Origin of the sequence: Arthrobacter bambusae (genome assembly GCF_022606295.1) — a bacterium.
Lineage (GTDB): Bacteria > Actinomycetota > Actinomycetes > Actinomycetales > Micrococcaceae > Arthrobacter > Arthrobacter bambusae_A.
In genome coordinates, this window is record NZ_JAHHZS010000047.1 from 1 (window position 1) to 25,311 (window position 25,311).

The window sequence follows — 25,311 nt, forward strand, 5'->3', positions numbered from 1 at the left end:
AGGAACCCGCTATCCCGTGTTGCGGAGGCCTGCGGCCACGCCGTTGACGGTGATCAGCATGGCCCGCTGGAGGCGTTCGTCGATCTCGGCGCCGGAAATGGAGGCTTCGCGGACGCGGCGCAACAACTCCACCTGCAGGTAGCTGATGGGGTCGAGGTATTGGTCGCGGATTTCGAGGGAACGCTTGAGGGTCGGCTGGGCTTCCAGGAGCTCGGTTTCCCCGCTCAGGAGTTCCACTTCGGCAACCGTGAGATCGTACTCAGTGCGGATGGCCTTGAACAGGTGGTGCAGCTCTTCCGGAACCAGCGAAGACACATAGTGCCCGGCGATGTCCATGTCCGTTTTTGCCAAGGTCATCTCGACGTTGGAAATCACGGACTGGAAGAAGTGCCAGCGCTTCATCATCTCGGCCAACTCGGCGGTGTTGCCTGCCTCGCGGGCGGCCTTCAAGCCTGAGCCCACGCCGAACCAACCCGGGACGATCTGCCGCGACTGGGTCCAACCGAAGACCCACGGGATGGCACGCAACCCGCCGAGTCCTGCACCGGAATCGGGCCGCTTGGAGGGACGCGAGCCGATGTTCAGGGATCCGAGCTGCTCCACCGGTGTCGAGGCAAGGAAGTACGCCGGCAGGTCCGGATCGTCGATCAACGAGCGGTATTGGGCAAACGCGGCGTCGGAAATGATCTCCATGACCTGGCCATAGCGTTCGCGCTCGTCGTCGGAGGTACGCGGGTCGCGGTGCAGCGCGGAGCCCTGCATCACGGCGGCCAGGGAGAGCTCCAGATTTTCGCGGGCAAGCTCCGGCAGGGAGTACTTGTCCGAGATGACTTCGCCTTGCTCGGTGAACTTGATGGCGCCTTCGAGCACGCCGTTCGGCTGGGCCATGATGGCGTCGTAGGTTGGCCCGCCGCCACGGCCCACGGAGCCGCCGCGGCCATGGAACAACCTGACGTTAACGCCGTGCTTGGCGGCGACGTCGCGCAGCTTGCGCTGCGTCTTGTGGATCTCCCACTGGCTGGTCATGACGCCGGATTCCTTGTTGGAGTCCGAGTAGCCCAGCATGATCTCCTGGACATCCCCGCGCAGCCTTACCAGGGAACGGTACGACGGGTCGGAGAGCAGCAGGTCCACGATTTCGGCCGAGGCACGCAGTTCCTCGACGGTCTCCAGGAGCGGAGCGAAGCCGATCTTTGCATACGGAGCCGCGCCGAACAGGTCGATCAGTCCGGCTTCCCGGGCCAGCACCGCGGCGGCCAGGACGTCGTCCGCGCCGCGGGTCATGGAGATGATGTAGGTTTCGACGACGTCGGGCCCGTACGTCTGGAGCGCGTGGCGGATGCTGCGGAAGACATCGTAGGTGCGGTCGCCGTCGCCGTCGAGCTTGATGGGGTGGCCGGAGAGCGGGCGGCGCGAAGCCAGCTCCGCGCTCAGCCGCTCGAAGCGTTCGGCGCGGCTCAACTCGCCATAGGGGGTCCCGACGCCGATCCGGTCCATCAACTGCCCGACGGCGTCGTGGTGGTAGTCGGCATGTTCACGGATGTCGAGGGTCGCCAAGTGCAACCCGAAGGAAGCGATCGCGCGGCGGACCCGGGCCAGCGCGCCGTCGGCCACGAGAACGGCCGAGTGCTTGCGCAGCGAGGCTTCCAGCAGTTCCAGCTCGGCGAGAAGTTCCGAGGTGGAGGCGTAGTCACGGCCGGGCTCGTGATGGGTGGATGCGGACACGCGGCGGCCCGTGTTGATGAGCTTGGCCTTGATGCAGGTCAGTTTGAGGCGGTAGGGCTCCTGCGCGTTCAGCTCCAGGATGCGCTTGTCGAGGCCGGGCAGGTTCTTGAGGTCGACGGCGATCGAGACCAGGAGGTCCTCTTCCGCGTCCACCAGGGCTGTGGAGTTGGAGAGGACGGAAATCAGTTCGTCGATCATTGAGATGCTGATCCGCACGGCATGCTGGTTCTGCAGCTGCAGGACCTCCCGTGTGACGGAGGCGGTCACGTTGGGGTTGCCGTCCCGGTCTCCGCCGATCCAGGAACCGAAGCGGATGGGAGCGTTATGCGCGGGCAGCACGACGCCGTGCTCGCCCAGCAGTTCGGAAAGGTCCGTGAGCATCTCCGGCATGGCATCGGTCAGGATGCTGCTCAGGTAATAGATGGCGTTGCGGGCCTCGTCCACGGGAGTGGGGCGGACTTGGCGCAGTTCGTCGGTCTGCCACATCTGGTCGATGATCTCGGCGAGCTGACGGTCCTGTCGACGGCGGGCGGCCGTGCCCTCAAGGGTGGATTCTGCCAGGACGTCGGAGAGCTTGCGGATCTTGTCCAACACCGAACGGCGGGAGGCTTCGGTGGGGTGCGCGGTAAAAATGGGACGAACGTCCAGCTCGTTGACGACATCTTGCAGGGCTTTGGTTCCGGCTTCGTCGGCGATCTCGGCCACGGCTTTGGCCAACCAGCCGTCCTTTTCCTGGCGGGTGCGCAGTCCGCGGACGCGGTGCACTTGCTCGGCGGCGTTGGCGAGGTGGAAATAGAAGGCGAAGGCGCGGACCAGCTCAGTGGCTTCCTCAAGGGGCAACGAGGCGAGCAGCTCCCGGACCTGGGCGACGACGTCGTGCGCGCTCCACGGACCTGTAGCGTCGGCGCCGCCGCGGGCGGCTTCCTTGGATTCCTTGGTGAGCAGGCGCACCTGCTCGACGAGCTGAAGCAACTCGGGCCCGTGCTGGCGGACCAGCGACTCTCCGAGAAGCGTAGAGACGCGGCGGACATCGGCCCGCAATTCCGCGGCAAGGTCGGTGCTGAGATGTGCAGTGTCAACCATGAAAAATACCTTCTGGCGTTGGGTGTGGCCCGTACACTGCGCTGGATACTGTGAGCCGGATTACTGATATTTCCAAAGGAATCCTACCCGCAGCCCATACACGGCCGGCAATCCGTCTCAAATGTTGTCGCGCCGCCTGCTCCGGCTGCCGCGCCGCCCAACTGACTCGCAGTTGTTGTCGTTATCAGCCCTCAGAACGACATCTACTGCGAGTCAGTTGGGTTCCGGGAATGGCGGCGACGGGTGCATGGTTAAGCCAACGAACACCGCCCTAGCCGTCGGAGGAACCATGAGCGCAACAGCCCCCGCAAGCAACGCCCAGCTGGAACGTTGGCAGCGTTTCCGCAACGGCCGCAACGCCGCCCTCGCAGAGGACCACGGCTGGCTCACCCTTACGTCCTTCCAGTGGCTCGAATCGGCACCCGCCGCCGTCGAGCTCGTCCCGGGGCTCTGGTCAACGGACGGCACGACGGCGACACTCACCGCGAGCGCGGCGGACGGACTCACGCTCGTGGAAACGGGAGCTCCCGTGGACGGCACGATTTCGGCTACCCTCCAGGACGAGGAATCGCTCATGTGGGTGCAGTTCGGCGGCGCGGATGGCACAGAGGTGGTGGTCGAGCTGGCCATGCGCGCGGACAAGTATGCCATCCGCACCCGGGACAACTCCTCGCCGGTACTGACGGAGTTCGACGCCGTGCCCACCTATGAATACAACCCGGACTGGGTGCTTGAAGGCAGCTTCGAGGCCTACCCCGAACCGGTGGATGTTCCGATCGGAACAGCCAACCCCTTGGTGGACGGGGTGCACCGCTCCGTAGGCGAGGTGGTTTTCCGGGCGCCGGGCCTGCCCCACGAAATCCGCCTGCACGCCGAGGCCGAGAAACTCGGAGCACTCACTGTCACTTTCCACGACGAAACGAACGGCAACACCACGGACGAATGGCGCAAGCTGTCCGTCTCGCGCCCCCGGCCTGACGGTTCGGTAGTGCTCGACTTCAACCGCGCCATCAACTACCCCAGTGCCTTCACCCCGTATGGCACGTGCCCCATGCCCGTGGCGGGAAATTCGATCGATGCGGCGGTCGAGGCCGGGGAAAAGCTGCCGGCAGGCCGGATCGTCTAAAACCAAAAGGCGTTACATCTCCCATAAGGCACGCTACACTCTTCTTGGAAAGCGCTTACCAAGCGCTCCTGGAACGACACCGACGTCAGCAACCCCGCCACGGGGATAGATGAGGAGAGCCATGGGCACCCTGTCCACGCCCGTCCCGGCAGAACGCAAACAGCCCAGCCATGAAGCAAGCCGGGTGGCCCTGGTGGGGGTCCACGGCTTCGGCGCGCACCACTTGCAGAACCTCGAAAGGCTCCAGGCCAACGGGGTCGTACGCCTCGTTGCCGTAGCGGATCCGAATCCGCCTACCCCCGGCGCCCTCCCGCCCGGAACTGCTGTATTCAGCAACCTGGACGAACTCCTGGCTGGAACCCCCGCACTGGACCTGGTTATCGTGGCCACACCCATCCAGACGCACGCGCAGCTCGCCCTCGCAACACTCCCCCACGCAGACCTTTACCTCGAGAAGCCTCCGGTCGCTTCCCTCGCCGACTTCAATCGTTTGCAGGAAGCCGCCACTGCGGCCGGCAGGAGCGTCCAGGTCGGCTTCCAGAGCCTCGGATCCCGGGGACTCCAAGCCATTGAAGAGCTGCTCGCGGCGGGAGAAATCGGCACGCTTCTGGGTATCTCGGCCACCGGGCGTTGGGTGCGCGACCGTGCCTACTACAAACGCTCCCGCTGGGCGGGCAAACGCAGCCTGGACGGCATCGACGTCGTGGACGGCGTTGCCACCAACCCGCTGGCACACGCCATCGCCACCGCCCTGAGGATCGCGGGGGCGCGGACGGCGGACGATCTTGCCACTGTGGAAACAGACCTGTACCGCGCCAATGACATCGAATCCGACGACACCTCCGTGATCCGGATCCGCACCGCCGCGGGCCTGCCCATCACGTGCGCGCTCACCCTGTGCGCCGCCGAATCCGTGGAACCGTACATCACCTTGCAGGGGAGCGAGGGCACGGCAGTGTTCCACTACACCGAAGACCGCCTCACCGTCAGCGCTGCCGCCGGGAAGAGCGAAACCGCGTACAGCCGGGTGGACCTCACGGAGGACTTGCTGGAGCATCGTCACCAGCTGCGCTCCGGGAAGGGCCCCGTGGCGCCGCTGCTCAGTCCCCTCACGGACTGCGGCGCCTTCATGCAGGTCCTGGAGGCCATCCGCACGGCAGAATCCCCCGCACTGATCCGGGAGCAGTACGTCACGTGGGAGGGCGACGGTGACGCTGCCCGCGCGGTGATCCACGGAATCGAAGACGCCCTGGAACGCGCGACGGCGGCGCACGCCACCTTCCGCGAACTCGGCTTGCCGTGGGCGCGGCCTGCCGGGGTCGACGTCGAAAGGCCGGTTTTGAGCCTGCGCGACGGCGGCCTGCCGGGCGGCGCTGCTGTAGTGGCAACGCTGCAAAGCGGCGCAGGCCTTGCCGCGCGGCTCTCCCCGAGGCCCTATCTGCACCCGGTCCGAACACTCGCCGGAGTCAAGGTCACCGACCACCTCCCGGCGGACCACCCCTGGCACCTCGGCGCGGGATTCGCGTTGCCGGACGTGAACGGCAGCAACTTCTGGGGCGGCAAGACGTACACGCGCGCTGCGGGCCGTTACGAAGAGCGGCAAGACCACGGCCGCATCATCGAGCAGTCCGCACTGTCCGGGGCGGGCCTGCTGGAGCAGGACCTGAGCTGGCAGGCACCGGACGGTACTGAGCTGCTCCGCGAACGCCGCACCACCCACTCCCTGCTGGTTGACCGCCGCACGTGGCGCCTCGAGCTACGAACGGAACTGACCGCCGTCGTCGACTCCTCGCTGGGCGGCCCCGGCTCAAACGGCGCCCTCGGTAGCGGCTACGGCGGCTTTTTTTGGCGCTTGCCTGCGTGCACCGGGGCAGAAGTCTTCACCGCCGAAGGGCGCGGGGAGCCCGCAGTCCATGGCTCGGTGTCGCCGTGGGTGGCCTGGACAGCGGACTTCCCCGAAGGTCCCGCCACCCTGGTGTTCGCCGCCCCGGCTGAGGCGCAGGATCCTTGGTTCGTCCGGATGGCGGACTACCCGGCAGTGGGTTCGGCCCTCGTCTGGGAGCGGCCGGTGGACCTTACAGCAGGCGACTCCTTGGTCCGCACCTTCGCCGTGTGGATCGTCGACGACAAGCCGTCTCCGGCCGACGTTGCCGAGCTGGTGGCCGGCCGCGTCTCCGCCACCCGATAGGCGCGCGGAAAGGCGGGGCCCGCACCGGGACCCGCCTTTCTTGAGTTGGATGTCTAGGCGTACGGCAGCACGAGTTCCGCATAGCGCTGCTTCATGGTTTCCAGGACTGAGTCGCCGTCGGCGTCCCAGATGTCCTGGTTGAAGATTTCCACTTCGATGTCGCCCGTGTATCCGGCGTCGCGCACCCAGCTGCCGATCGTCGCGAAGTCGATCACGCCGTCGCCCATCATGCCGCGGGACAGCAGGGCGTCGGCGGCGATCGGAAGGTTGAAATCGCACACCTGGTAGGAGGCGATCCGGTTTTCCCGGCCGGCCCGCTGGATCTGCTGTTTCAGTTCCGGATCCCACCAGACGTGGAAGGTGTCGACGGCGACGCCGACGGCCCGCGGGTCGTACGGTGCGGCCAGGTCAAGTGCCTGGCCAAGCGTGGAAATCAGCGCCCGGTCCGCGGCGTACATCGGGTGCAACGGCTCAAGGACCAGACGGACGCCGTGCTCGACGGCGAAGGACACCAGGTCCTCGAGGCGATCGGCAACGCGCTGGCGGGCTGCGTCGACGTCTTTCTCCCCCGCCGCGAGGCCGCCGACCACCAGGAACAACTCCTGCGTGTCCAGCGCCACGGCTTCCAGGATGGCCGCCCGGTTGTCCGCCAGCGCAGCCGCCTGCCCTTCGGCGTCGGCCGCGGTGAGGAAGCCGCCCCGGCAGAGCGACGAGACGCGAAGTCCGGCGTCCTTGATCAGCTTGGCGGCCTTCTCCAGGCCAGTGTCGGCGACGATGTCCCGCCACGGCCCGATCGCCGGAATTCCGGCCCGGACACAACCGTCCACTGCCTGCGCCAGCGTCCATTTCTTGGTGGTGGCAGTGTTCAGTGACAATCTGGAAAAGTCCGACAACATTGAAAAGTCGCTCATGCGCCCACCCCGTTGATGCGAAGGTAGTCGGACATGCGGAAGGCGGCCAGTGCTGGATCGCGCAGGAGCCCGGCGTGGTCGGCGAGTTCGAAGGTGCGCGCCAGGTGGACCACGGAGCGGCCGGAATGCAGCCCGCCGACCATCTGGAATCCGGGCTGTTTGCCGTTGAGCCACGACATGAACGCGATCCCGGTCTTGTAGTAGAACGTCGGCGCGCTGAAGATGTGCCTGCCCAGTTCGCGGGTGGAGTCCAGGATGGCGCGCCCGTCCGCAGCGTCGCCGGCGTCGTATTTCTGCAGGGCAACCGAGGCGGCCGGGTAGATCGCGGCGAAGATGCCCAGCAGTGCGTCCGAGTGGTGGGCGCCGTCGCCGTCGATCAGTTCCGGGTAGTTGAAATCGTCGCCAGTGTAGAGGCGGATGCCCTCCGGCAGGGCCGCGCGCAGGGCAACTTCATGCGAAGCGTCCAGCAGCGAGACCTTTACTCCGTCCACTTTGTCCGCGTGATCGCGGATGAGGCCAAGGAAGGTTTCGGTTGCTTCGGCGACATCGTCCGAGCCCCAATAGCCGGCCAGCACGGGGTCGAACATGGTCCCGAGCCAGTGCAGGATGACGGGCTGGTCCACTTCGCCCAGGAGGGTGGAGTAGACGTGCAGGTAGTCCTCCGGGCTTGCAGCCACCTTGGCCAGCGCCCGGGACGCCATGATGATGACCTTCGGTCCGGCTTCACTCACGACGGCGATCTGCTCGCGGTACGCGTCGAGCACGGCCTTGATGCCGGCTGGCCCTTCGGGAACAGAGGCGAGGTCCAGCTGGTCGGTTCCGGCGCCGCAGGACACGAGGTCCTGGACGCTCTTCCCGGCAGTGGCGGCGTTGCCGGACGCCACCACGGAGGCCGCTTCGACGCCGGTTCGTTTGATGAGTTGCTGCGTCGCGGCCCAGTCCAGGCCCATGCCACGCTGGGCGGTGTCCATGGCATCGGCAACACCCAGCCCGTAGGACCACAGCTCGTGCCGGTATGCCATGGTGGCGTCCCAGTCCAGTCGTGCGGTGGCACCCGGAGTGTTGTCGGCCGTTGCTTCGGGGATCACGTGCGCGGCGGCGTAGGCGCGCCTGGACGTCAGCGGCGCTGTCGGCCTGGCCCACGACGTGGCCGGCTGGACCTTGTAGAGGCGCGTCCCGCCGTCGTGGTTTGGAAAAAGGAGGGAAGTCATCAGAGCACGATCTCCGGGATGTCGATGGTGCGGCGCTCGTCGTTGGACCGGAGGCCGAGCTCGGCGAGCTGCACGCCGCGGGCTGCGGAAAGCAGGCCGAAGCGGTGCTCGCGGCCGGCGACGACGTCGCGCAGGAATTCTTCCCATTGCAGTTTGAAGCCGTTGTCCAGATCGGCGTTGGCGGGGACTTCCTGCCATTGGCTGCGGAAGGACTCCGTGACGGGCAGGTCCGGGTTCCACACGGGCTTGGGCGTGTGGGCGCGCTGCTGCGCGACGCACTTGTTCAAGCCGGCGACGGCGGAACCGTGCGTTCCGTCGATCTGGAACTCCACGAGTTCGTCGCGGTAGACCCGGACGGCCCAGGAGGAATTGATCTGGCCGATGACTTCGTCTCCGTCCGGGGTCTCGAGTTCGAAGATGCCGTAGGAGGCGTCGTCGGCCGTGGCCTTGTATTCCTTTCCTTGTTCGTCCCAGCGGGCCGGGATGTGGGTGGCGGTCTTGGCGTTGACGCTTTTGACCTTGCCGATGATGCCTTCCAGGACGTAGTTCCAGTGGCAGAACATGTCCGTTGTCATGCCGCCGCCGTCTTCCTTGCGGTAGTTCCAGGACGGGCGCTGCGCTGCCTGGACGTCGCCTTCGAACACCCAGTAGCCGAACTCGCCGCGGATGGAGAGGATGCGGCCGAAGAAGCCTTCGTCCACCAAGCGGCGCAACTTGACCAGGCCCGGCAGGTAGAGCTTGTCGTGCACAACGCCCGCCGTCACGCCGGATTCCTTGCCGATGCGGGCCAGTTCGATCGCTTCTTCCAGCGTCTCCGCCGTCGGCTTTTCAGTGAAAATGTGTTTCCCGGCGCGCATTGCCTTCTTCAGCGTCGCCGCGCGGAGGCTGGTCATCGACGCATCGAAAACGACGTCCACCGTGGGGTCGTTGATGACTGCGTCGAGGTCGGTGGACCACTCGGAGACTTTGTGGAGTTCGGCGAGTTCGCGGATTTTCGCTTCGTTGCGGCCCACGAGGATCGGTTCAACCTGGACGCGGGTGCCGTCGGCCAAGGTGAAGCCCCCTGCGTCCCGGATGGGGAGGATGGAACGCAGCAGGTGCTGGCGGTAGCCCATCCGGCCGGTGATGCCGTTCATGGCGATTCTTATGGACTTTGTTGCGGTAACAGATTCGGTGCCCATGAGTCCTTCTTCGGTGGAAAGTAAATGAAATGGGAAAGCGCATTCCCAATGCATTCATCATGACACGCGGCTCCGGGTCTGGCAATCGCTTTCCCGAGGCTGGTCACGACTGCAATAATCGGATGTTGCTGAAAGTGCCCGAGACCGAGGCTTTTGAAGAGGAGTTGTCCGTGACTGCAAGCACGCTGTCCGAAGTGGCCAAACTGGCCGGCGTCTCCCCCGCCACGGCCTCACGGGTGCTCAACGGCTCTGCCCGGACGCCGGCGCCGGAGATCGCCGAGCGCGTCCGGCAGGCGGCCGACACCCTCGGCTACATCGCGAATGCCCAGGCCCAGGCCCTGGCGAAATCGAGCACGGGACTCATTGGCCTGATCGTGCACGACATCGCCGACCCCTATTTTTCCGCCATAGCGCAAGGCGTCCAGGCCGCGGCGCGGCAAGAGCGCCGGATGGTGCTCCTCGCCACAACCAACGGCACACCCGCCGAGGAGAAGGAAGCCGTCGCCGCCTTCGCTGCACGGCGGGCCGAGTCGATCGTCATCGCAGGATCGCGCTCAACACGTTCCGAGGACGCCCGCGCGAACACCGACCTAGCCGCCGAATTGGACCGCTACTGCCGCAACGGCGGGCGCGTGGGCGTCGTCGGGCAGGCGATTCTGGGCGTGGCCGAAACGGACAGCTACCGCACCATCACTGTCCCCAACGAGCAACTTGCGCGGGATCTGGCGCGGGATCTGGCGCGTACCCACAAGGGGCCGTTCGTCATTGTGGCCGGGCCGGAGGGGCTGACCACTTCTGATGAGCGCGTCATGGGATTCCAACGAGGCTTGTCCGATGCCGGCCAGCCCGCCGCGGATATTGTGCACGTTGCGTTCAACCGGAACGGCGGTTTCGACGCCGGCATTGAACTGGCCTGGCGGATCAAGGCGTCCGACCGATCGGCGCCGGATCAACGCTTGTGCATTTTCGGCACGAACGATGTCATGGCTATCGGTGTGGCCGCCGCATTGAGGGACCAGGGTCTCAGGGTCCCCCACGACGCAAGTCTCGCAGGGTTCGACGACATCGAATGGCTCCGGGACTTCCGGCCAGCGCTCTCCACCGTGAGCCTGCCACTGGAAGAAATCGGGCGGCTTGCAACTATGGCGACCCTTTCCAACGACGACGGCGGCGCGGCCGCCGTCGTCGGGAGCGTCACCCTCCGCAGGAGCACGGGCTCGCCCTAGCTCCCTGGGTTCGGGGCGGCTCCATCGACGACCCGATCACGCCGGGCCGAGAGTCCGCCTTTGTGACCGGCGCAACAAATCAGCCTTGACAGCGGGGGCGGGCGGGTGTCTCATGGAAAGCGCTTACCAGTTGGGAAAGCGCATACCAAGCGGAAACTCAGTCCGATTCTTGCGAGGCGCCGCCCTCCTACCGGAAACCAGGCCCAAAGACGGGAAGGCCCTTCCAGTGGCCCAAAACGACTTGTCCAAAGGAGGACAATATGAAGATCGACGCGAGCAGGCAGCGGAGTTCAACCGGACCGCGACCGTCCAGCCCCACAAGGAAAGCGGCAGCCAGCGGCTGGATCGGCAGCGCCCTTGAGTATTACGACTGGTTCATCTACGCGCAGGCTGCTGCGCTCGTCTTCCCTGGCGTCTTCTTCCCCTCGGGAAACCCGACCGTTGCACTGATCGCTTCGCTCGGCACATACGCCGTGGGCTATGTGGCTCGCCCGATTGGCGCCTTCGTCCTCGGACAATGGGGCGACAAGCACGGCCGGAAGAACGTCCTGGTCCTCGCCATGCTGATGATGGGCGCGTCGACCTTCGCCGTCGCTTTGTTGCCGACTTATGGCCAGGTCGGGCTTCTGGCACCTGTCCTCCTGGTTGCCGTCCGGCTCATCCAGGGCTTCGCGGTGGCCGGCGAGCTGAGCGGCGCCAGCGCCATGATCGTGGAGCACGCGCCCTTCGGCCGTCGGGGCTTCTACGCAAGCTTCGCGCTCCAAGGAACCCAGGCCGGACAGATCATTGCCGCGGCTGTCTTCCTACCGCTCTCCGCCGCGCTCTCCAATGAAGCGTTCAAATCCTGGGGCTGGCGCATTCCCTTCCTCCTCAGCGCCCTTGTGGTGTTCGCCGGGTACATGATCCGCCGCCGGGTCGATGAAACGCCCATCTTTACTGAGGAAAAGGCGCACCAGGAGATCCCGAAGATGCCGATCGTCCGCGTTCTGCGGGAAAGCGGCCTGGACGTGGTCCGGGCAGTCTGCATGACCTTGGTCAACGTCGTCGGCGTCACCGTCGCAGTCTTCGGTGCAGCGTATGCCACCCAGCCGGGTTACGGCGTCGCAATGAGCACAACTGTATACCTCTGGATCCCGGTCCTGGCCAACGTCGTCGCACTCGCCCTGATCCCTTTGTTCGGAGATCTGTCGGATCGGTTCGGCCGCCGGCCGTTGATGATCTTCGGCTCGTTGAGCTCGGGCGTGCTGGCCTACGCCTACCTGTACGCAGTGAGCCAGAACAACGTCGTGCTCACGATCGTCCTCTCGATCATCATGTGGGGCACGCTGTACCAGGTCTGGAATGCAACCTTCGCCAGCTTCTTCCAGGAGCTCTTCCCCGCCCGCACCCGCGTCACGGGCTTCGCCATCTCGCAGAACATCGGCCTCGTCATCACAGCGTTCCTGCCGAGCATCTTCGCGGCAATCGCCCCGCCCGGTTCCTCGAATGTTCCCCTCGTTATCGGGTCCATCTGCTTCGGAATCTGTATCATCGGCGCCGTAGCCGCCTGGTCGGCCCGTGAAACCTACCGCATCCCGCTCAATCAGCTGGGCACGGCGAACGCGACGCCGGTTGCCCGCGAGGAGTACCGCCAGCTCCGGAGTGGCGCCCGGTAACCCACGCGATTTGCGGCGAATCGCCGCCCTTGAATGAAACGATTCACAGAAGAGGAGAGAATCCACATGCGCGCCTGCTTCCGTTCCTCGGTCAAACCCAGCCAGATTCCCGAATATCGACGCCGGCACGCGGCCGTGTGGCCGGAGATGCTCCGTGAACTCAAGGCGGCTGGCTGGAACAATTATTCGTTGTTCCTGGCCGACGACGGGCTGCTGGTGGGATACGTGGAGTGCGACAATTTCGACGCTGCACGTGCCCGAATGGCCTTAACCGAGGTGAATGCCCGTTGGCAGGCGGAAATGGCGCTCCTCTTCGAAGACGACGCACGGTCGCCGGACCAAGGCTTCGTCCAACTCATGGAAATATTCAATCTGGAGGACCAATTGTCCGGGGGTAAGGCGAAAGCCGTCAAACGATCGCGGAAACCCCCGTCACGGCCCGGCCCACGATGAGCGAGTTGATCTCGAACGATCCTTCATAGGTGTAGATCGCCTCGGCATCGGCAAAGATCTTGGCCATCCGGTAATCGGTCACGATGCCGTTCCCGCCCAGGATGGACCGGCCCATCGCCACGGTTTCGCGCATGCGGGCGCTGCAGTACGCCTTGGCCAGGGCCACTTGGGCCATTTGGGCTCCGCCGTGCCGCACTCCCTTGCTGTCCGTGTAGATATCCTCCTGCAGCTGGGCGATCCGCACCATCATCCCCATGCTGGCCACGGCATTTCCGAGCATGTCCACCAATTGCTGCTGGATGAGCTGGAACTTCGCCAGCGGGCGGCCGAACTGCTGGCGGTCAAGCGCATACTGGCGGGCGACGTCGAATGCCGCCAACTGCTGTCCCACGGCCTGCCAGGCCACCATGAGCCGTGATCCGCGCAGCAGGTGGTTGGTGTCCGTGAAGCTGTTGATTCCGGAAAAACGGTCCGCCTCGGCAACCCGGACGTCTTTGAGGACGATGTCAGCGTTTTGCACCGTGCGCAGGGCGATCTTGTTCTCGATCTTGGTGCGGGTCACGCCGGGGAGCGTGCCGTCCACGATGAAACCGCGAATAGCGCCGTCGGCTTCGTCCCGGGCCCAGACCAGCATGTGGTCGCAGAACGTCCCGTTGCCGATCCATCGTTTGGCGCCGTTCAGCACCCAGTAGTCGCCGTCGTCGTCGGCTCCCCCGGCGACCCGGCGGGCCACCGTCTGCAGGCCGCCGGCCACGTCGGAACCGTGGTCCGGTTCCGTGAGCGCAAACGCTCCGGTGGTCCGCAGATTGGAGGCGTCGTCGAGGTAGCGGTCCTGCTGGTCCTTGGAGCCGAACTCGTACAGCGCCTCGATGAAGAGGTCATGGTGGACCATGAAGAACGTGGCAATGGACGTATCCACGCGGGTCATTTCCGCGATCACGAGACCTGCGAACAGGTTGCTGTAGCCGCGGTGCGTGGGGGTGCTCAGGCGAAGGGCCGCGAGTTTGGGGAGGATGTGGGCCGGGAACTCGGCCTTGTCCCACCAGTCCTTGGCATAGGGCGCGATTTCCGTGGCCAGGAATTCCCGGAGCTCATTGAGCTTGCGCTGTTCCTGCACGCTGAGGAGCGATTCGAAATCGAAAAAATCCGCCCCGGGCAGCTCGGGAGGGGAACCATTGGAACCCTTGGAACCGGCCGCGTGTTCGACGGCCGCCGCCAGCTTGTGCGTCTGGCTCACTTCGGTGCCATCCGGATAGCGCCGTCGAGGCGGATGGTTTCGCCGTTGAGCATGGCGTTTTCCACGATGTGCGCCACGAGGTTGGCGTACTCGGCCGGGCGGCCAAGCCGGGCGGGGTGCGGTACCTGCTGGCCTAGGGAGAGCTGTGCGTCCTGGGGCAGGCCGGCCAGCATGGGTGTTTCGAAGATGCCCGGTGCAATGGCCACGACACGTACAAGCGAGCGCGCAAATTCACGGGCCAACGGCAACGTCATCGCCGCCACGGCTCCCTTGGACGCTGCATACGCAGGCTGCCCGATCTGGCCGTCGAAGGCTGCCACGGAGGCCGTGTTGATGATGACGCCGCGTTCCTCGCCGCCGAGTTCGGTAGACGCAGGCTCGTTCCGGGCCATCGCGGCGGCAGCCAGGCGGATCACGTTGAAGGTGCCCACGAGGTTGATCTGGATGACCCTGTTGAAGTTCTCGAGCGGCAGCACGCCGTCTTTGCCGAGGACTTTGCCCGGGGTTGCGACGCCGGCGCAGTTGACGAGGATCCGGAGCGGGCCCAGCGCGACGGCAGTGTCGACGGCGGCCTGCACTTGTTCTTCATTGGTGACGTCGGCGGGGACGAACACGGCCCTGCCCTCGGCCCCCGAGGCATTGAGTTCGGCAGCGAGGGACTCGCCCGGAGAAGAATGGAGGTCAAGAAGCACCACCGATGCTCCGGCGTCGAGCAATCGCCTTGCGGTTGCGGCCCCCAAACCCGAAGCCCCGCCGGTTATCAACGCAACTGCGCCCTTGATGTCCATTCATCCTCCTCGATGCAGAACCAAAATCCGTTAATGAATGTTAACTGAATCACTTTGATTGTGCACTGGGGAGGGGCTTGCGGCCAAGCACACGGCGTTAGGCTGTCACCATGTCCGCCCCCGACGCGCAGCAGCGCACCCCCGGAACAACGGATTGGGCCGCGCGAGCCGACCACGCCGCACGCTCGGTGACCCGGTATTTCGGGCGGCGCCTCCTCTTCCTTCCCGGAACCCACCTCGCGGCGCCGATCCGGCCCTCCAGCCGGTTTCCGGGTCAACCGTGGAACTACTGGTGGCAGGCGCACTACGTCGATTGCCTCGTGGACACCGGGTTGCGCGAACTGGCCTCGGGAGCAAGGTTCGACGGCGGTGATCGCCCGAGCGCTGGCCGGTTGGCTTCACGCCTGGTCACCACCATCCGCTTGCGCAATTTCCTTCGCTACGTGAACAGCTATTACGACGACATGGCCTGGCTAGCACTCGCCACGCTGCGTCTGGACGCCTTGGCCGAGCGGGTGCACAAGCGGGGCCGACGACGCAACGCCCGGTTGCAGAAAAGCCTCTCTACGCAGTTCGAGTCGGCCTCCACAGACGACATGGGCGGCGGCACTTTCTGGAGCACCAAACGCGATTTCAAGAACACCCCGGCCACGGCGCCCGTGGCCTTGCACTTCGCCCGGACAGGCAAGCGGAAGCGGGCCCAAGGGCTCCTGGACTGGCTCAACACCACGCTCTTCGAACCCAGCCGAGGCCTGTACCTCGACGGCGCTTGGATCAAGGAGGGCAAGCTCGCCCTCGCGCAGGAGGTCTACACCTATAACCAGGGCCCTGTGCTCGGCGCCTTGTTGGAGTTGGGTGGAGATGCGAACCTGGCCCGCGCAGCCGCATTGGTGAGCTCGGTGGCCGAGCATCTGACCGTCTCCGGACTGGACGGCCCAGGGAAACTGGTTCTTCGCGGCGAAGGCACCGGCGACGGCGGCCTCTTCACCGGAATCCTCGTCCGTTACCTCGCGCTCGCCGCCGCCGACGCGCGGTTGCCCCGCGTTACACAGGCGACCGCGAGCCAGCTCGTGCTCGATACCGCGGAGGCTCTGTGGGCGGGACGGACGATGCGCACCGACGCTGCCAACCGGATATCCGGAAACGACGACGACGGCTGGCTCGTCTTCTCGGCGGAACCACCGCGCCCGGCGGCCGAGACCTACGCGCCGGGCACCGCCGTCGAACTTTCCACCCAGCTGCAGGCGTGGATGGTGCTGGAAGCCGCCGCGCGCGTCCAATAATTGTCGGTGCCGGGGCCTAGTCTGGAGCTGTGAACCCGATCCCGAGCCCGATACCTGTCACCGTGGTCGGTGCGCCGCCGGAATGGTGGCAGATCCTTGGCGCGCTCAGCCCGCTCGCCGTCCTCGTCGCGGCAATCGTTGCGGCGATCGTCGGCCTCCTGTCCCTGCGGCAGAAGGCCCGGGCGGACAACCGGTCCGAATGGTGGCGCCGCGCTCAATGGGCCCTCGACGCGTCCCTGTCCCGCAGCCGCTCCGAGGCCGAAATGGGCCAGAAGGCCATCGAGATTCTGGGCCACAGCGAGCTCGCGTCGCGGGAGGAACTCGCGCTCCTCAAAGTCGGCACTGAGGATGCGCTCCTGGCAGCCGCAGCGGCATCCGAAACCCGCGCCGTCGTCTCCTCCCAGCGTCCGGCCTCGGTGGGCGCCGAGGATCGCAAGGTGCAGATCGCCGCTGCCAAGGCCAGGGTCACCCTCGACAAGCGGCTCGGGGAAGACACGCCAGGCTGGATCGTTGCGCTGTCGGCCGGGAAGCCCGAGTAAGTCCCCGGCTATTCTGCTACCACGGGCTTTTTCTTCTGCGGATACGGCGTCTCCTGCCGTGCCAACATCTCGACAAAACCGGCGATCTTCCTGGCCCGGGTTTCCGCCCTCTTCACCGAGTTGGTGCGGTAGATCAGGGCAAAGCGGTTGACCGCCGTCAACGCATCGAACATCGCCTGGGCCTCGGGAACGGCGGCGATCGCGGCCGCGAGATCCTCGGGGACTTCCGCGTCCGCCTGGCCAACGTAGGCAGCTTCCCAACGCCCGTCCGCCTTGGCGCCGTCGACGGCGGCCCATCCGGCCGGGGTCATCTTGCCCTCGGCTTCGAGGCGGGCGATGTGGCCCACGTTCCGTTTGGACCAGGGGCTTTTGGGGCCGCGGCGGGTCATGCGTTGGAAGACGCTTTCGTCGTCGCGCCTTCTGCCTTGGCCGTCGATCCAACCGAAACAAAGCGCCTCATCCAAGGCAGCGGCATAATCCAGTTCCGTCACCTTGCCGCCCTTCTTGTGCAGCACGAGCCAGACGCCAGGGCTATCGGCACCGTTCTTTTCGAGCCAGGACCGCCACTCGGCAGCATCTTTGACGATCAGTTCTTCGAGTTCAACAGCCATGGGCCCATTCTGGTGCCAGCTAGGCTGTGGCGAAAGCCCACTCAGCTGCCGGAGGATCCATGCTGCGCGTCCGCCCCATCCAGTTCACGTCCGACGTCGCCGGCTGGAAGCACCTTCTTGGCGCGCTAGGCCTCGTGTGCGTCGGGGACCACGGCGACTGGGTGGAGTTCGACGCAGGCTCGGGCCGCGTGGCCTTGCACAGTACCTCCGCTGACTCGCCCGACGACGGAACTACAGTGTTCGGCGTCGAGGTCGGAGACCTGGCGGAGTTCGCCCGACGTACCGTGGCCGACGGAACGCGCGCCGAACTTGTCGACGCCGATCACGGGCAGGCGGTCCGCGTCACCGCCGAGGACGGCTTCACGTTCCTCGCCGACAAGGCGAGCAGCCGCACGACGAGCCCGGACGCGGACCCGGGGCTCGCCGTCGTCGGGACCTGGCTCACGCCTGATGTACCGGGGGCCGCGCGGGAATTGGGCAACATCGGCGCGCGGCCGCGGCGGGCGTCTCCGGACTTCGCGGATTTCAGTACGAAGAACGGCGGCATCCTGTTGGTCCTTGAGTCTCCGGAGACAGCCGCGGGAGGCCTCGCTTTCGAGTACGACGGCGACCTCGCAGCCGTTGAGGCCCGGCTCGCGGCCGCCGGACTCAAGGCAGCCCGGGCCGGCTTGGTCCTGTCGGTTGCTGGCCCGCGCGGCGGAACCATCAGTGTGACCCAGGGCCGCTAACCCAACGCCCGCTCACCTCTGCGGGCCCTCCCCTCAACGCCCGCCCACCTCATCTAAGCGCGGGATCCCATGTTGGCCGCATACGTGAGCGAGCGTCGCTCAATTCGACGACATACGTGAGCGAGCGTCCCGGGTTGGGCTCGACGCAATCCTCGCTGTCTGATTCGTACGGCATGGAACGGCATGGGATGGGGTAGAACTTAACCATGAGTGTTCGTACCCCTGACCCGTACTCCGGCTGGCTTTCCGATGAAGACCTCTTCGAAGCCCGCGGCCGCCTCCCCATGGTTTACGTGGAGGCGGTTCCCGTGCGTCTGGATCCGCTCGGATTCGTCAACGAGGTAGGTACCCTGCTCCAGGGCGACGCCGACGGCACCATGGTCCGTTCCTTCGTGTCCGGCCGCGTGCTGTACCGCGAAACAATCCGCGCCGCGCTGCTGCGGCACATGGAAAAGGACCTCGGGCCGCTGGCTTTTCCCCAACTGCCCGTCAGTCCGGTGCCGTTCACGGTGGCCGAATACTTCCCGGCGCCGTCGCAGACCGGTTTCACGGACGACCGCCAACACGCCGTGTCGCTCGTCTACGTCATCCCGGTCACGGGCGAGTGCGAACCGCGCCAGGACGCGCTTGAGCTGACCTGGATGACTCCGCAGGAGATCTTGAGCGACGACGTCCAGCAGGAATTCAGTGGCGGCCGTGGCAATCTGGTGCGCCAGGCTCTGGCTTTCGCCGGCGTCGGACAGTAGCAGCGCTGCGGACAGCAGCGGCGGACAGTAGCCACCTCCCCGATTTGTCGGGCGGGTTTTATAGACTGTTGGGCGGACCCCAAGAGAACCAAAGGACTTCCGATGACTCACAGCCCGGCCGACCAGCAGTATCGTGAAAAGCAAGCTGGGGCCCTGCAAATCGGGGACCACGTGTTCCTCCCTGGGGATGGTCCCGCGGAGCAAATCACGCACATCGAGATCGAACTCGACGATTTTGGCGTGCCTGCGCTCATCCTGGTGACAACAGCCGACGGCGGGAACGTACGGATCGCGATCGGGTCCAGCGTCCCGGTGGGAGAAGCCGCCGTTCCCGACGACGTCGACGCCGTGGCGGAGGAAGATCCAGCCCCGCTGGAGGAACCGGACCCCGGTGACGCGCCCGACGCCGTTACCTCCGACGGCGGTGACTCACCCGATGAGGGGGTTCCCGCCGTCGTCGTGCCTCCTTTGCCCGCGCTGGCACCGACTGTCAGCCGAGCGGCAGGGCCGGATCCCGCGCAGCTCGCGCTGATCCCCGAACCGACAGGCTCGCCCGAGGACGTCGTGGCCGCCGCTGCGGAAGTACACCCCGGCAGGAACGGCGTGGCGGTGTTGAGCGAACGCCTCGTGAAGGGGATCAACACGAAGTCGGGAAGCTGCTTGCGGGATCTGAGCGACCTGGCCCACGATCTCTTCATCGAGCTGCGGGATCCGGACCACGCCCTCGCGGTGGCCGATATCCTCAACGTGCTCCCCTACGACGGAAACCGCGATCGCTGGATGTCCGTTGAACGTTCCCTTGCACTTTCCAGCTTCATATGCCGTGAACTCGGCCAACCGGAACGCGCGGACGTCTACGACCAGCTCCTTCAAGCTCCGGACACGGTGGAAACCGACCCGTTCAAGGCCAGGATCGCCGCCAAAGTGCGCCAGCGCGCGCTCAACGAACCGAACCTGTACGACAAGGAAATCTTCCGCTCCATCGACAACGGGAACCGCGATGCCGAGCGCGAATGGCGGCTGCTCAGGCTCGAAACCCTGCTGTTCCTCCGCTCACACGGTGGTTCGAACACCATCGGCGTGGGCGAACTCGATCACCGGATCGCGAATGAACTCGAGGCGGTCCGGGCTTAGGCGCTATCGGAGGATTCCGCAAGACCTGTCGCGTTCGCTCCAACGGCGGTAGATTCGGGCCATGACGAACAATCTGAGCGTTGTTGTTAATGCCGACGCGCAGCAAGTTTGGACTTCGCTGCGCGAACCGTCGCTCGTAGCTCAGTGGCACGGCTGGGAGGCCGACGAGCTTGGCGACGAAATCAACCAGATCTACTTCACCGCCAACGTGGTCGAGGGTCCCGACCACACAAGCCTCACCGTGAATGGCGGGGACGTCTTCGAACTCACCCCGGTCAGCGGTGGCACCGAGGTCCGCGTGACCCGGGCCGCCCTGGATCACGATTCCGAATGGGCCGCGTGGGACGAGGACATCACCCAAGGTTGGCTGACGTTCCTCCACCAGCTCCGATTCGCCCTGGAACGCCATCCGCACGGGCACCGGCGTACGCATTTTGTTTCCCTGCCCGGCGGTAGCGGCTCCGGCATCCAGAAGCTCGGCCTGGCCGACGTACCGGCACCTGGCGAGGAATACTCGCTCACGCTTCCCACGGGCGAGTCCCTCACCGGCAGGGTCTGGTTCCGGAGCAACCACCAGGTAGGCCTCACCGTGCATAGTTACGCGGACCACGGGGACGGGCTGCTGATTGTGGCTGACCAGCCGGTGATTCCGGAGAAGAGGCCCGACGGCGGCACTATCGTGATCGCTTCGACCTACGACCTCGGCGCGGCCAGCCTGGAGTCGATCCGTTCCCGTTGGGACGGCTGGAAGGCTGAGAACTACCCCTCAGAGGTGCACTCGCACTGACGATTCTCGCTCCAGGGCTGGCAGACTGTAACGGTGCCAGCCGATTCTTCCATGCCTCATTCCGGGTCCAGCTCCGAGTCCAACCCGTCCGTGCTCAGGGCTGCCCAGCAGTCCTCGTTTTCCTTCGAGGTGGGTGCGCGGCTCAGCGAAACGCGCCCGCCGTCGTCGGGCCTTGTGAACGCCGACGGCGGCAGCCGTTGCGACGGCGGCAAGCGCGGAGAGTTCCTGGGTAGAACCGGCACTATCACCACACCGCACGGCCAGATCCAGACGCCGGCGTTCATCGCCGTCGGGACCAAAGCCACGGTAAAAGCAGTTCTGCCCGAATCCATGAAGGAGCTCGGCGCGCAGGCTTTGCTGGCCAACGCCTACCACCTGTACCTGCAGCCGGGGCCGGAGATCCTGGACGCGGCCGGAGGGCTCGGTGCGTTCATGAACTGGGACGGACCCACGTTCACGGACTCGGGCGGATTCCAGGTGATGAGCCTCGGTTCGGGATTCAAGAAGGTCATCGACATGACCTCCGTTGACGCGTCCGGTCCTGACGACGCCGTGGCCCCGGGCAAGGAGCGGCTGGCGCATGTGGACGAGGACGGCGTCTGGTTCAAGTCGCACTTGAACGGGGACCGGCACCGATTCTCGCCGGAAATCTCCATGCGGGTGCAGCACCAGATCGGCGCCGACATCATGTTCGCCTTCGACGAGCTGACCACACTGCAGAACTCCCGGGGCTACCAGGAGGAATCCCTGGAGCGCACGCGACGCTGGGCCGAGCGCTGCGTGGCGGAGCATGAGCGGCTGACAGCTTCACGGGTGGGCAAGCCGTACCAAGCCCTGTTCGGCGTCATCCAGGGGGCGCAGTACGAGGATCTTCGTCGCAAAGCCTGCCGGGACCTTGGCGGCATGCCGTTTGACGGTTTCGGCATCGGCGGCGCCTTGGAGAAGGAGAACCTCGGCACCATCGTGCGTTGGTGCAACGAAGAACTTCCCGAGAACAAGCCCCGCCACCTCCTGGGGATCTCCGAGCCGGACGACATCTTCACGGCCATCGAAAACGGCGCCGACACCTTCGATTGCGTCTCCCCCACCCGGGTGGCCCGCAACTCGGCCTTTTACACTCCTACCGGCCGGTACAACCTGTCCGGAGCACGCTACAAATCGGATTTCGGCCCCTTGCAGGACGGTTGCGATTGCTACACCTGTGCCAACTATTCGCGCGCATACATCCACCACTTGTACAAGGCCCATGAGATGGTCTCGGCCACGCTCATCTCCATCCACAACGAGCGCTTCGTGGTGAAGATGGTGGACGACGCCCGCCTCGCCATCGAATCCGGGGACTTCTTCGAGTTCAAGGCCGAGACCTTGGGGCGGTACTACTCGTAGCCCTCCCCGTCGCTTCCCGTCGGGGAGCCCCCTCAGGGACGGTCCGCCGTCGTCACGCCGATCACCAGGAGCACCACATTGAGCACGACGGCGGGCGTCACCAGCAGTTCCGGGGCGTTGAAGAGCATCCCCAGGGCCAAAGGTGCCAGGGCGAAGAGGCACAACACGTAGCCTCGGATCCTGGTTCCGAGCATGGCCGGTCCGCTGCGTCCAAGCTGCATCAGGTACACCAGCTTGGTCAGGTCTTCCTGCTGGCGGAAGGCTCGCCGCAGCATCCCCGCGCCCAAACCGCCGCCTGCCGCCGCGCCCAGGACAAGGAGCTCCACCCGGAAGCCGCCGGCCAGCACGAAGAATCCGGCAGCCGCCGTCGTCCACAACCCCATCAGCATGACCGGCAGCGCGACGTGGACCCAGCGCGAGGCTGTCCTGGAAATCGGCAGGAGTGCGTCGAGGCTGGGGGCCATGCGCAACTGCCAAAGGGGCCCGGCCGCCGCTGTGGACGAGAAGATCGCCGCGGCGAGCAGCACGGGAAGCAGGATGATGGGCGAATCGAACGTCCGGACCAACCCGGTCAAGGGAACGACGGCGAGACCCAGGCCCCAGCGCCACAGCCGGCCGGGCTGACGGGCGAGTACGGTTGCCTCCGCGTGGAAGAGCGCGCCCGCTGCGGTGCGGGGCGTGCCCGGGAGCTTGACCCGGCTTCGCTTGCCGCCGCTGGAAAGAGAGGCACTGAGCTCCCCGGTGTCCATGAGCGTCAGCGCAGCCTGGACATGTCCCCTCGCGGACCCGGCCTTGAGCAGCGAGGTCGTGCGGACGCTGGAGAGCTTGTTCCGCATGCCGAGCGCCGAGGCGACCAAGGCGACAGCAGGGGCGACGGCAAAGATCCAGCTGCCGTGAAGCGTTCCGAACAGCATCGCGCCGAGTGCCGCCGAAGCCGCTGCCAACAGCCAGTTCATCGGTCTACCTTGACCAGCCGCCGCCCGTGAACGTGTCTGGGCGAACGCAGCCAGCGCGAGAATAGCCGCGCCGGTGAGCGCCCCTGCCAGGACGCGCCCGGCAAACACCACTGCATCCGAACCACTGATGACCGCGACAGGAATGGTGGTCAGGGCCCCGACGACGGCGGCAGCCAGGACAGCGCGTCGCAAGCCTCGGGCTAGAAGCGGCTCGCGGTTGATGGCAAGCGAGTACCACCAGTGCCGCTGATTCGCCGTGATAGCCAGTGGCCCGAGCCTGCCCGCCACCCAATAGGCCGCGAGGCCCAAGAGCCCAAACCCGGCCACTAGACCATATTCGACAGGAACCACGCCGTATCTGGTCGAAATCAGGTGGCCGCCGAACCCATGCTCCGCTGCCGCCGTGAGCCCGTTGAGGAGGCCGATGGCGTAGATCAAGCCGACGCCGAACGTCAGGAATTGGATGTACAGCTCGTTGAGCCTGGAAAGCAACGACTGGCCGCGCGGACGAATGACCTTGCGGGTAGCTCTCTCGGGGTCGAAGGCGACGAACTGCGGCTGCTCTACGGCAGCAGTGGACATGCTCACCGGCGAATCCTCGCCACGGCGTCGTCGGTACTCACCAAGCGCGCACCGCCGTCGTCGACTATTACCGCCCGGGTACACGCCGCTTGGGCGACGTCCGCATCGTGCGTGACCATCACGACGGCGGCACTCTTCTTGGCAGTCTTGGCGATCCGCTGCGCGAGCAGGCCGCGCATGCGGGTATCGAGCCGCTGCTCCGGTTCGTCCAGGACCAGCAGTTCGAAGGGCCGGATGAACGCCGAGGCCAGGAGGAGCTTGCGGCGCTGTCCCGAGGAAAGTTGATCGGGAAAGGCATCCGCCACGGTTTGAAGCTCGAAGAAGCCGATCTCTTCCTCCACAGCAGCATCCGGGTTGGCGAGTCCATGGCCGCGGGCCACCAAGGAGAGGTGCTCGCGGACCGTGAGCGAATCAAAGTAGGCATCCTCGTCCAGCAGCACCGAGACCTTGCTGCGAAAAAGGGCCGAACGGTCGTCCGGCATCAAGCCAAGCACGTGCGCCTCGCCCTCAATGGCGGCCTGTGCGCCGATCATCGTGCGGAGCAGTGTGGACTTGCCGGCACCGTTTTCGCCCACCATCCCAAGCACCTGCCCGGGGAAAACCTCGACGTCGAGCGGCCCGCACACTGCGTGCTCTCCATAGCCTGCAACAAGATTCTCGGCCGTCAGCACGGCTTTTCCCAGCTTCATCCTCTGAAACTACCGGATTTCCCTGCGGTTCCCCTGAGCCGACAACGCCCGCTCACATATAGCGCGTCCCGGACCAACGCCCGCTGACATATAGTGCGTCCCGGACCAACGCCCGCTCACATATATCGCGTCCCGGACCAACGCCCGCTCAGGCCCAGTAGCTGGGCTCGCGCTTCTTGATCCAGCCAATGACCAAGGACGTCACGGGAACAAGGATGTATTGGACACCGACCTTGTATACAAAGCCCACCAGCACGTAATTGACGAAGCTTCCGAAGTCCGTAATGCCGATGACCGAGGCCGCGATGCTGCAGAAGATGAGCGTGTCCACGAATTCCCCCACCCCGGATGAACCCATGAGCCGAGCCCAGAGAGTTCTCTCACCCGAACGGGCTTTCATCTTGACCAGGATCAGGGAGTTGATGGTCTGGCCGGCCAGGAATGCTAGAAGCGAAGCCAGGACGATCTGAGGAACCGGCCCCAGCGCTCCTTCAATAGCAGCCTGCTTGGCGTTGCCGTAATCGTCATTGAAGCCAGGCAGCGCGATGATGATCCAGTAGCAGAGCGATGCGAATGCTGACAGTGCAAACGAGGTAATGATTGCTTTGCGGGCAACCTTGAATCCATAGATCTCACTCATCACGTCGCCAAGAATGTAGGCAAGCGGAAAGAGGAAAAATCCGCCATCAGTGATGATCGGGCCGAAGACGACCCCCTTAGCAGCGCCGATGTTGGACAGGATCAGCACGACGGCCATGCATGCCAGCATGATGCCGAAGTATGGGGAGCCTATTGACGCGAAGCGCGGCGCGGGTTTACTCAGGGTCTGGGATTCTGATGCTGACGTCATCGCTTGTCCGTTCGTAGTGGTTCGCGCAGGCGGCCGGAGTTGGCACGGTGCCCCGCTGTATTAGCACTGGTGGTGGACCCGCCAGCAAAACCGCGGAGCCTCCCCTATTCTCGCATCGAGGAATCGAGAATTGTCCGGAAAATCACCGCCGTCCACAACCCTCCATCAGATCAAGTGAGCGAGCGTCCCGCCAAAACCCGATGTAAGTGAGCGAGCGTCCCGCCAAAACCCGATAT

General features: G+C 65.3%; 22 protein-coding genes. 12 read left to right on the plus strand and 10 right to left on the minus strand.

Annotated elements, in window-relative coordinates; genetic code table 11:
• Positions 1-9: 9 nt before the first annotated feature.
• A complete protein-coding gene (ppc, locus tag KNN17_RS20415; protein ID WP_241710683.1) occupies positions 10-2,808 on the minus strand; it encodes a phosphoenolpyruvate carboxylase in 2,799 nt (932 codons plus the stop codon).
• 289 nt (positions 2,809-3,097) lie between these two features.
• Between ppc and KNN17_RS20420 the strand changes: the two genes are divergently transcribed.
• Entirely contained in the window at positions 3,098-3,934 is an 837-nt protein-coding gene (locus KNN17_RS20420) for a DUF1684 domain-containing protein (protein ID WP_241710684.1), read from the plus strand.
• A 121-nt stretch (positions 3,935-4,055) separates the two neighbouring features.
• Positions 4,056-6,122, plus strand: a complete 2,067-nt coding sequence (locus KNN17_RS20425; protein ID WP_241710685.1) for a DUF6807 family protein — start codon at positions 4,056-4,058, stop codon at positions 6,120-6,122.
• Between the two features lie 53 nt (positions 6,123-6,175).
• Here the strand turns inward: KNN17_RS20425 and KNN17_RS20430 are convergent, their stop codons facing one another.
• Genes KNN17_RS20430 through KNN17_RS20440 form a run of 3 tightly spaced genes read right to left on the minus strand, consistent with a single transcriptional unit; the run spans position 6,176 to position 9,425 of the window.
• A complete protein-coding gene (locus tag KNN17_RS20430; protein ID WP_241710698.1) occupies positions 6,176-7,018 on the minus strand; it encodes a sugar phosphate isomerase/epimerase family protein in 843 nt (280 codons plus the stop codon).
• An 11-nt stretch (positions 7,019-7,029) separates the two neighbouring features.
• Entirely contained in the window at positions 7,030-8,244 is a 1,215-nt protein-coding gene (locus KNN17_RS20435) for a dihydrodipicolinate synthase family protein (RefSeq protein WP_241710686.1), read from the minus strand.
• Complete coding sequence (locus tag KNN17_RS20440) at positions 8,244-9,425, minus strand: Gfo/Idh/MocA family protein (RefSeq protein WP_241710687.1); 1,182 nt, start codon at positions 9,423-9,425, stop codon at positions 8,244-8,246. Before KNN17_RS20440 ends, KNN17_RS20435 begins: the two co-directional genes overlap by 1 nt.
• A gap of 170 nt (positions 9,426-9,595) precedes the next feature.
• Here KNN17_RS20440 and KNN17_RS20445 point away from each other — a divergent pair, with 170 nt between their 5' ends.
• From KNN17_RS20445 to KNN17_RS20455, 3 genes are all read left to right on the plus strand, one after another.
• Positions 9,596-10,651, plus strand: a complete 1,056-nt coding sequence (locus KNN17_RS20445; protein WP_241710688.1) for a LacI family DNA-binding transcriptional regulator — start codon at positions 9,596-9,598, stop codon at positions 10,649-10,651.
• A gap of 260 nt (positions 10,652-10,911) precedes the next feature.
• Positions 10,912-12,306 (plus strand): MFS transporter, encoded by a 1,395-nt coding sequence (locus KNN17_RS20450; RefSeq protein ID WP_241710689.1) that lies wholly within the window; start codon positions 10,912-10,914, stop codon positions 12,304-12,306.
• 66 nt (positions 12,307-12,372) lie between these two features.
• Entirely contained in the window at positions 12,373-12,759 is a 387-nt protein-coding gene (locus KNN17_RS20455; RefSeq protein WP_241710699.1) for an L-rhamnose mutarotase, read from the plus strand.
• Here the strand turns inward: KNN17_RS20455 and KNN17_RS20460 are convergent.
• Positions 12,716-13,978, minus strand: coding sequence for an acyl-CoA dehydrogenase family protein (locus KNN17_RS20460; RefSeq protein ID WP_241710700.1), 1,263 nt, complete (start codon positions 13,976-13,978; stop codon positions 12,716-12,718). The genes KNN17_RS20455 and KNN17_RS20460 overlap by 44 nt on opposite strands.
• A gap of 14 nt (positions 13,979-13,992) precedes the next feature.
• The gene (locus tag KNN17_RS20465) at positions 13,993-14,784 is read right to left on the minus strand and encodes a 3-hydroxyacyl-CoA dehydrogenase (RefSeq protein WP_241710690.1); all 792 of its coding nucleotides are present in this window, start codon (positions 14,782-14,784) and stop codon (positions 13,993-13,995) included.
• Positions 14,785-14,894: 110 nt separating this feature from the next.
• Between KNN17_RS20465 and KNN17_RS20470 the strand changes: the two genes are divergently transcribed.
• Together KNN17_RS20470 and KNN17_RS20475 are read left to right on the plus strand one after the other, a co-directional pair.
• The gene (locus tag KNN17_RS20470; protein ID WP_241710691.1) at positions 14,895-16,067 is read left to right on the plus strand and encodes a glycoside hydrolase family 76 protein; all 1,173 of its coding nucleotides are present in this window, start codon (positions 14,895-14,897) and stop codon (positions 16,065-16,067) included.
• 29 nt (positions 16,068-16,096) lie between these two features.
• Complete coding sequence (locus KNN17_RS20475; protein ID WP_241710692.1) at positions 16,097-16,606, plus strand: hypothetical protein; 510 nt, start codon at positions 16,097-16,099, stop codon at positions 16,604-16,606.
• 8 nt (positions 16,607-16,614) lie between these two features.
• Here the strand turns inward: KNN17_RS20475 and KNN17_RS20480 are convergent, their stop codons facing one another.
• Complete coding sequence (locus KNN17_RS20480) at positions 16,615-17,217, minus strand: YdeI/OmpD-associated family protein (RefSeq protein WP_241710693.1); 603 nt, start codon at positions 17,215-17,217, stop codon at positions 16,615-16,617.
• 59 nt (positions 17,218-17,276) lie between these two features.
• Between KNN17_RS20480 and KNN17_RS20485 the strand changes: the two genes are divergently transcribed.
• The 5 genes from KNN17_RS20485 (at position 17,277) to tgt (ending at position 21,998) form a co-directional block, all read left to right on the plus strand.
• Positions 17,277-17,945 (plus strand): VOC family protein, encoded by a 669-nt coding sequence (locus KNN17_RS20485; RefSeq protein WP_241710694.1) that lies wholly within the window; start codon positions 17,277-17,279, stop codon positions 17,943-17,945.
• Positions 17,946-18,151: 206 nt separating this feature from the next.
• On the plus strand, positions 18,152-18,691 hold the full coding sequence (locus KNN17_RS20490) for an NUDIX hydrolase family protein (protein ID WP_059388553.1): 540 nt from the start codon (positions 18,152-18,154) through the stop codon (positions 18,689-18,691).
• Between the two features lie 102 nt (positions 18,692-18,793).
• On the plus strand, positions 18,794-19,825 hold the full coding sequence (locus KNN17_RS20495) for a DUF6707 family protein (RefSeq protein ID WP_241710695.1): 1,032 nt from the start codon (positions 18,794-18,796) through the stop codon (positions 19,823-19,825).
• A gap of 61 nt (positions 19,826-19,886) precedes the next feature.
• On the plus strand, positions 19,887-20,612 hold the full coding sequence (locus tag KNN17_RS20500; RefSeq protein ID WP_241710696.1) for an SRPBCC family protein: 726 nt from the start codon (positions 19,887-19,889) through the stop codon (positions 20,610-20,612).
• A 51-nt stretch (positions 20,613-20,663) separates the two neighbouring features.
• On the plus strand, positions 20,664-21,998 hold the full coding sequence (gene tgt / locus KNN17_RS20505) for a tRNA guanosine(34) transglycosylase Tgt (RefSeq protein ID WP_241710701.1): 1,335 nt from the start codon (positions 20,664-20,666) through the stop codon (positions 21,996-21,998).
• A 32-nt stretch (positions 21,999-22,030) separates the two neighbouring features.
• On the opposite strand, the gene KNN17_RS20510 is transcribed toward tgt, so the two are convergent.
• From KNN17_RS20510 to KNN17_RS20520, 3 genes are all read right to left on the minus strand, one after another.
• Positions 22,031-23,536: a DUF6297 family protein gene (locus KNN17_RS20510; protein WP_241710702.1), complete on the minus strand. Its 1,506-nt coding sequence runs from the start codon at positions 23,534-23,536 to the stop codon at positions 22,031-22,033.
• A 2-nt stretch (positions 23,537-23,538) separates the two neighbouring features.
• Positions 23,539-24,225 (minus strand): ABC transporter ATP-binding protein, encoded by a 687-nt coding sequence (locus KNN17_RS20515; protein ID WP_241710697.1) that lies wholly within the window; start codon positions 24,223-24,225, stop codon positions 23,539-23,541.
• 148 nt (positions 24,226-24,373) lie between these two features.
• The gene (locus KNN17_RS20520; RefSeq protein ID WP_078106703.1) at positions 24,374-25,075 is read right to left on the minus strand and encodes a queuosine precursor transporter; all 702 of its coding nucleotides are present in this window, start codon (positions 25,073-25,075) and stop codon (positions 24,374-24,376) included.
• Positions 25,076-25,311 lie beyond the last annotated feature (236 nt).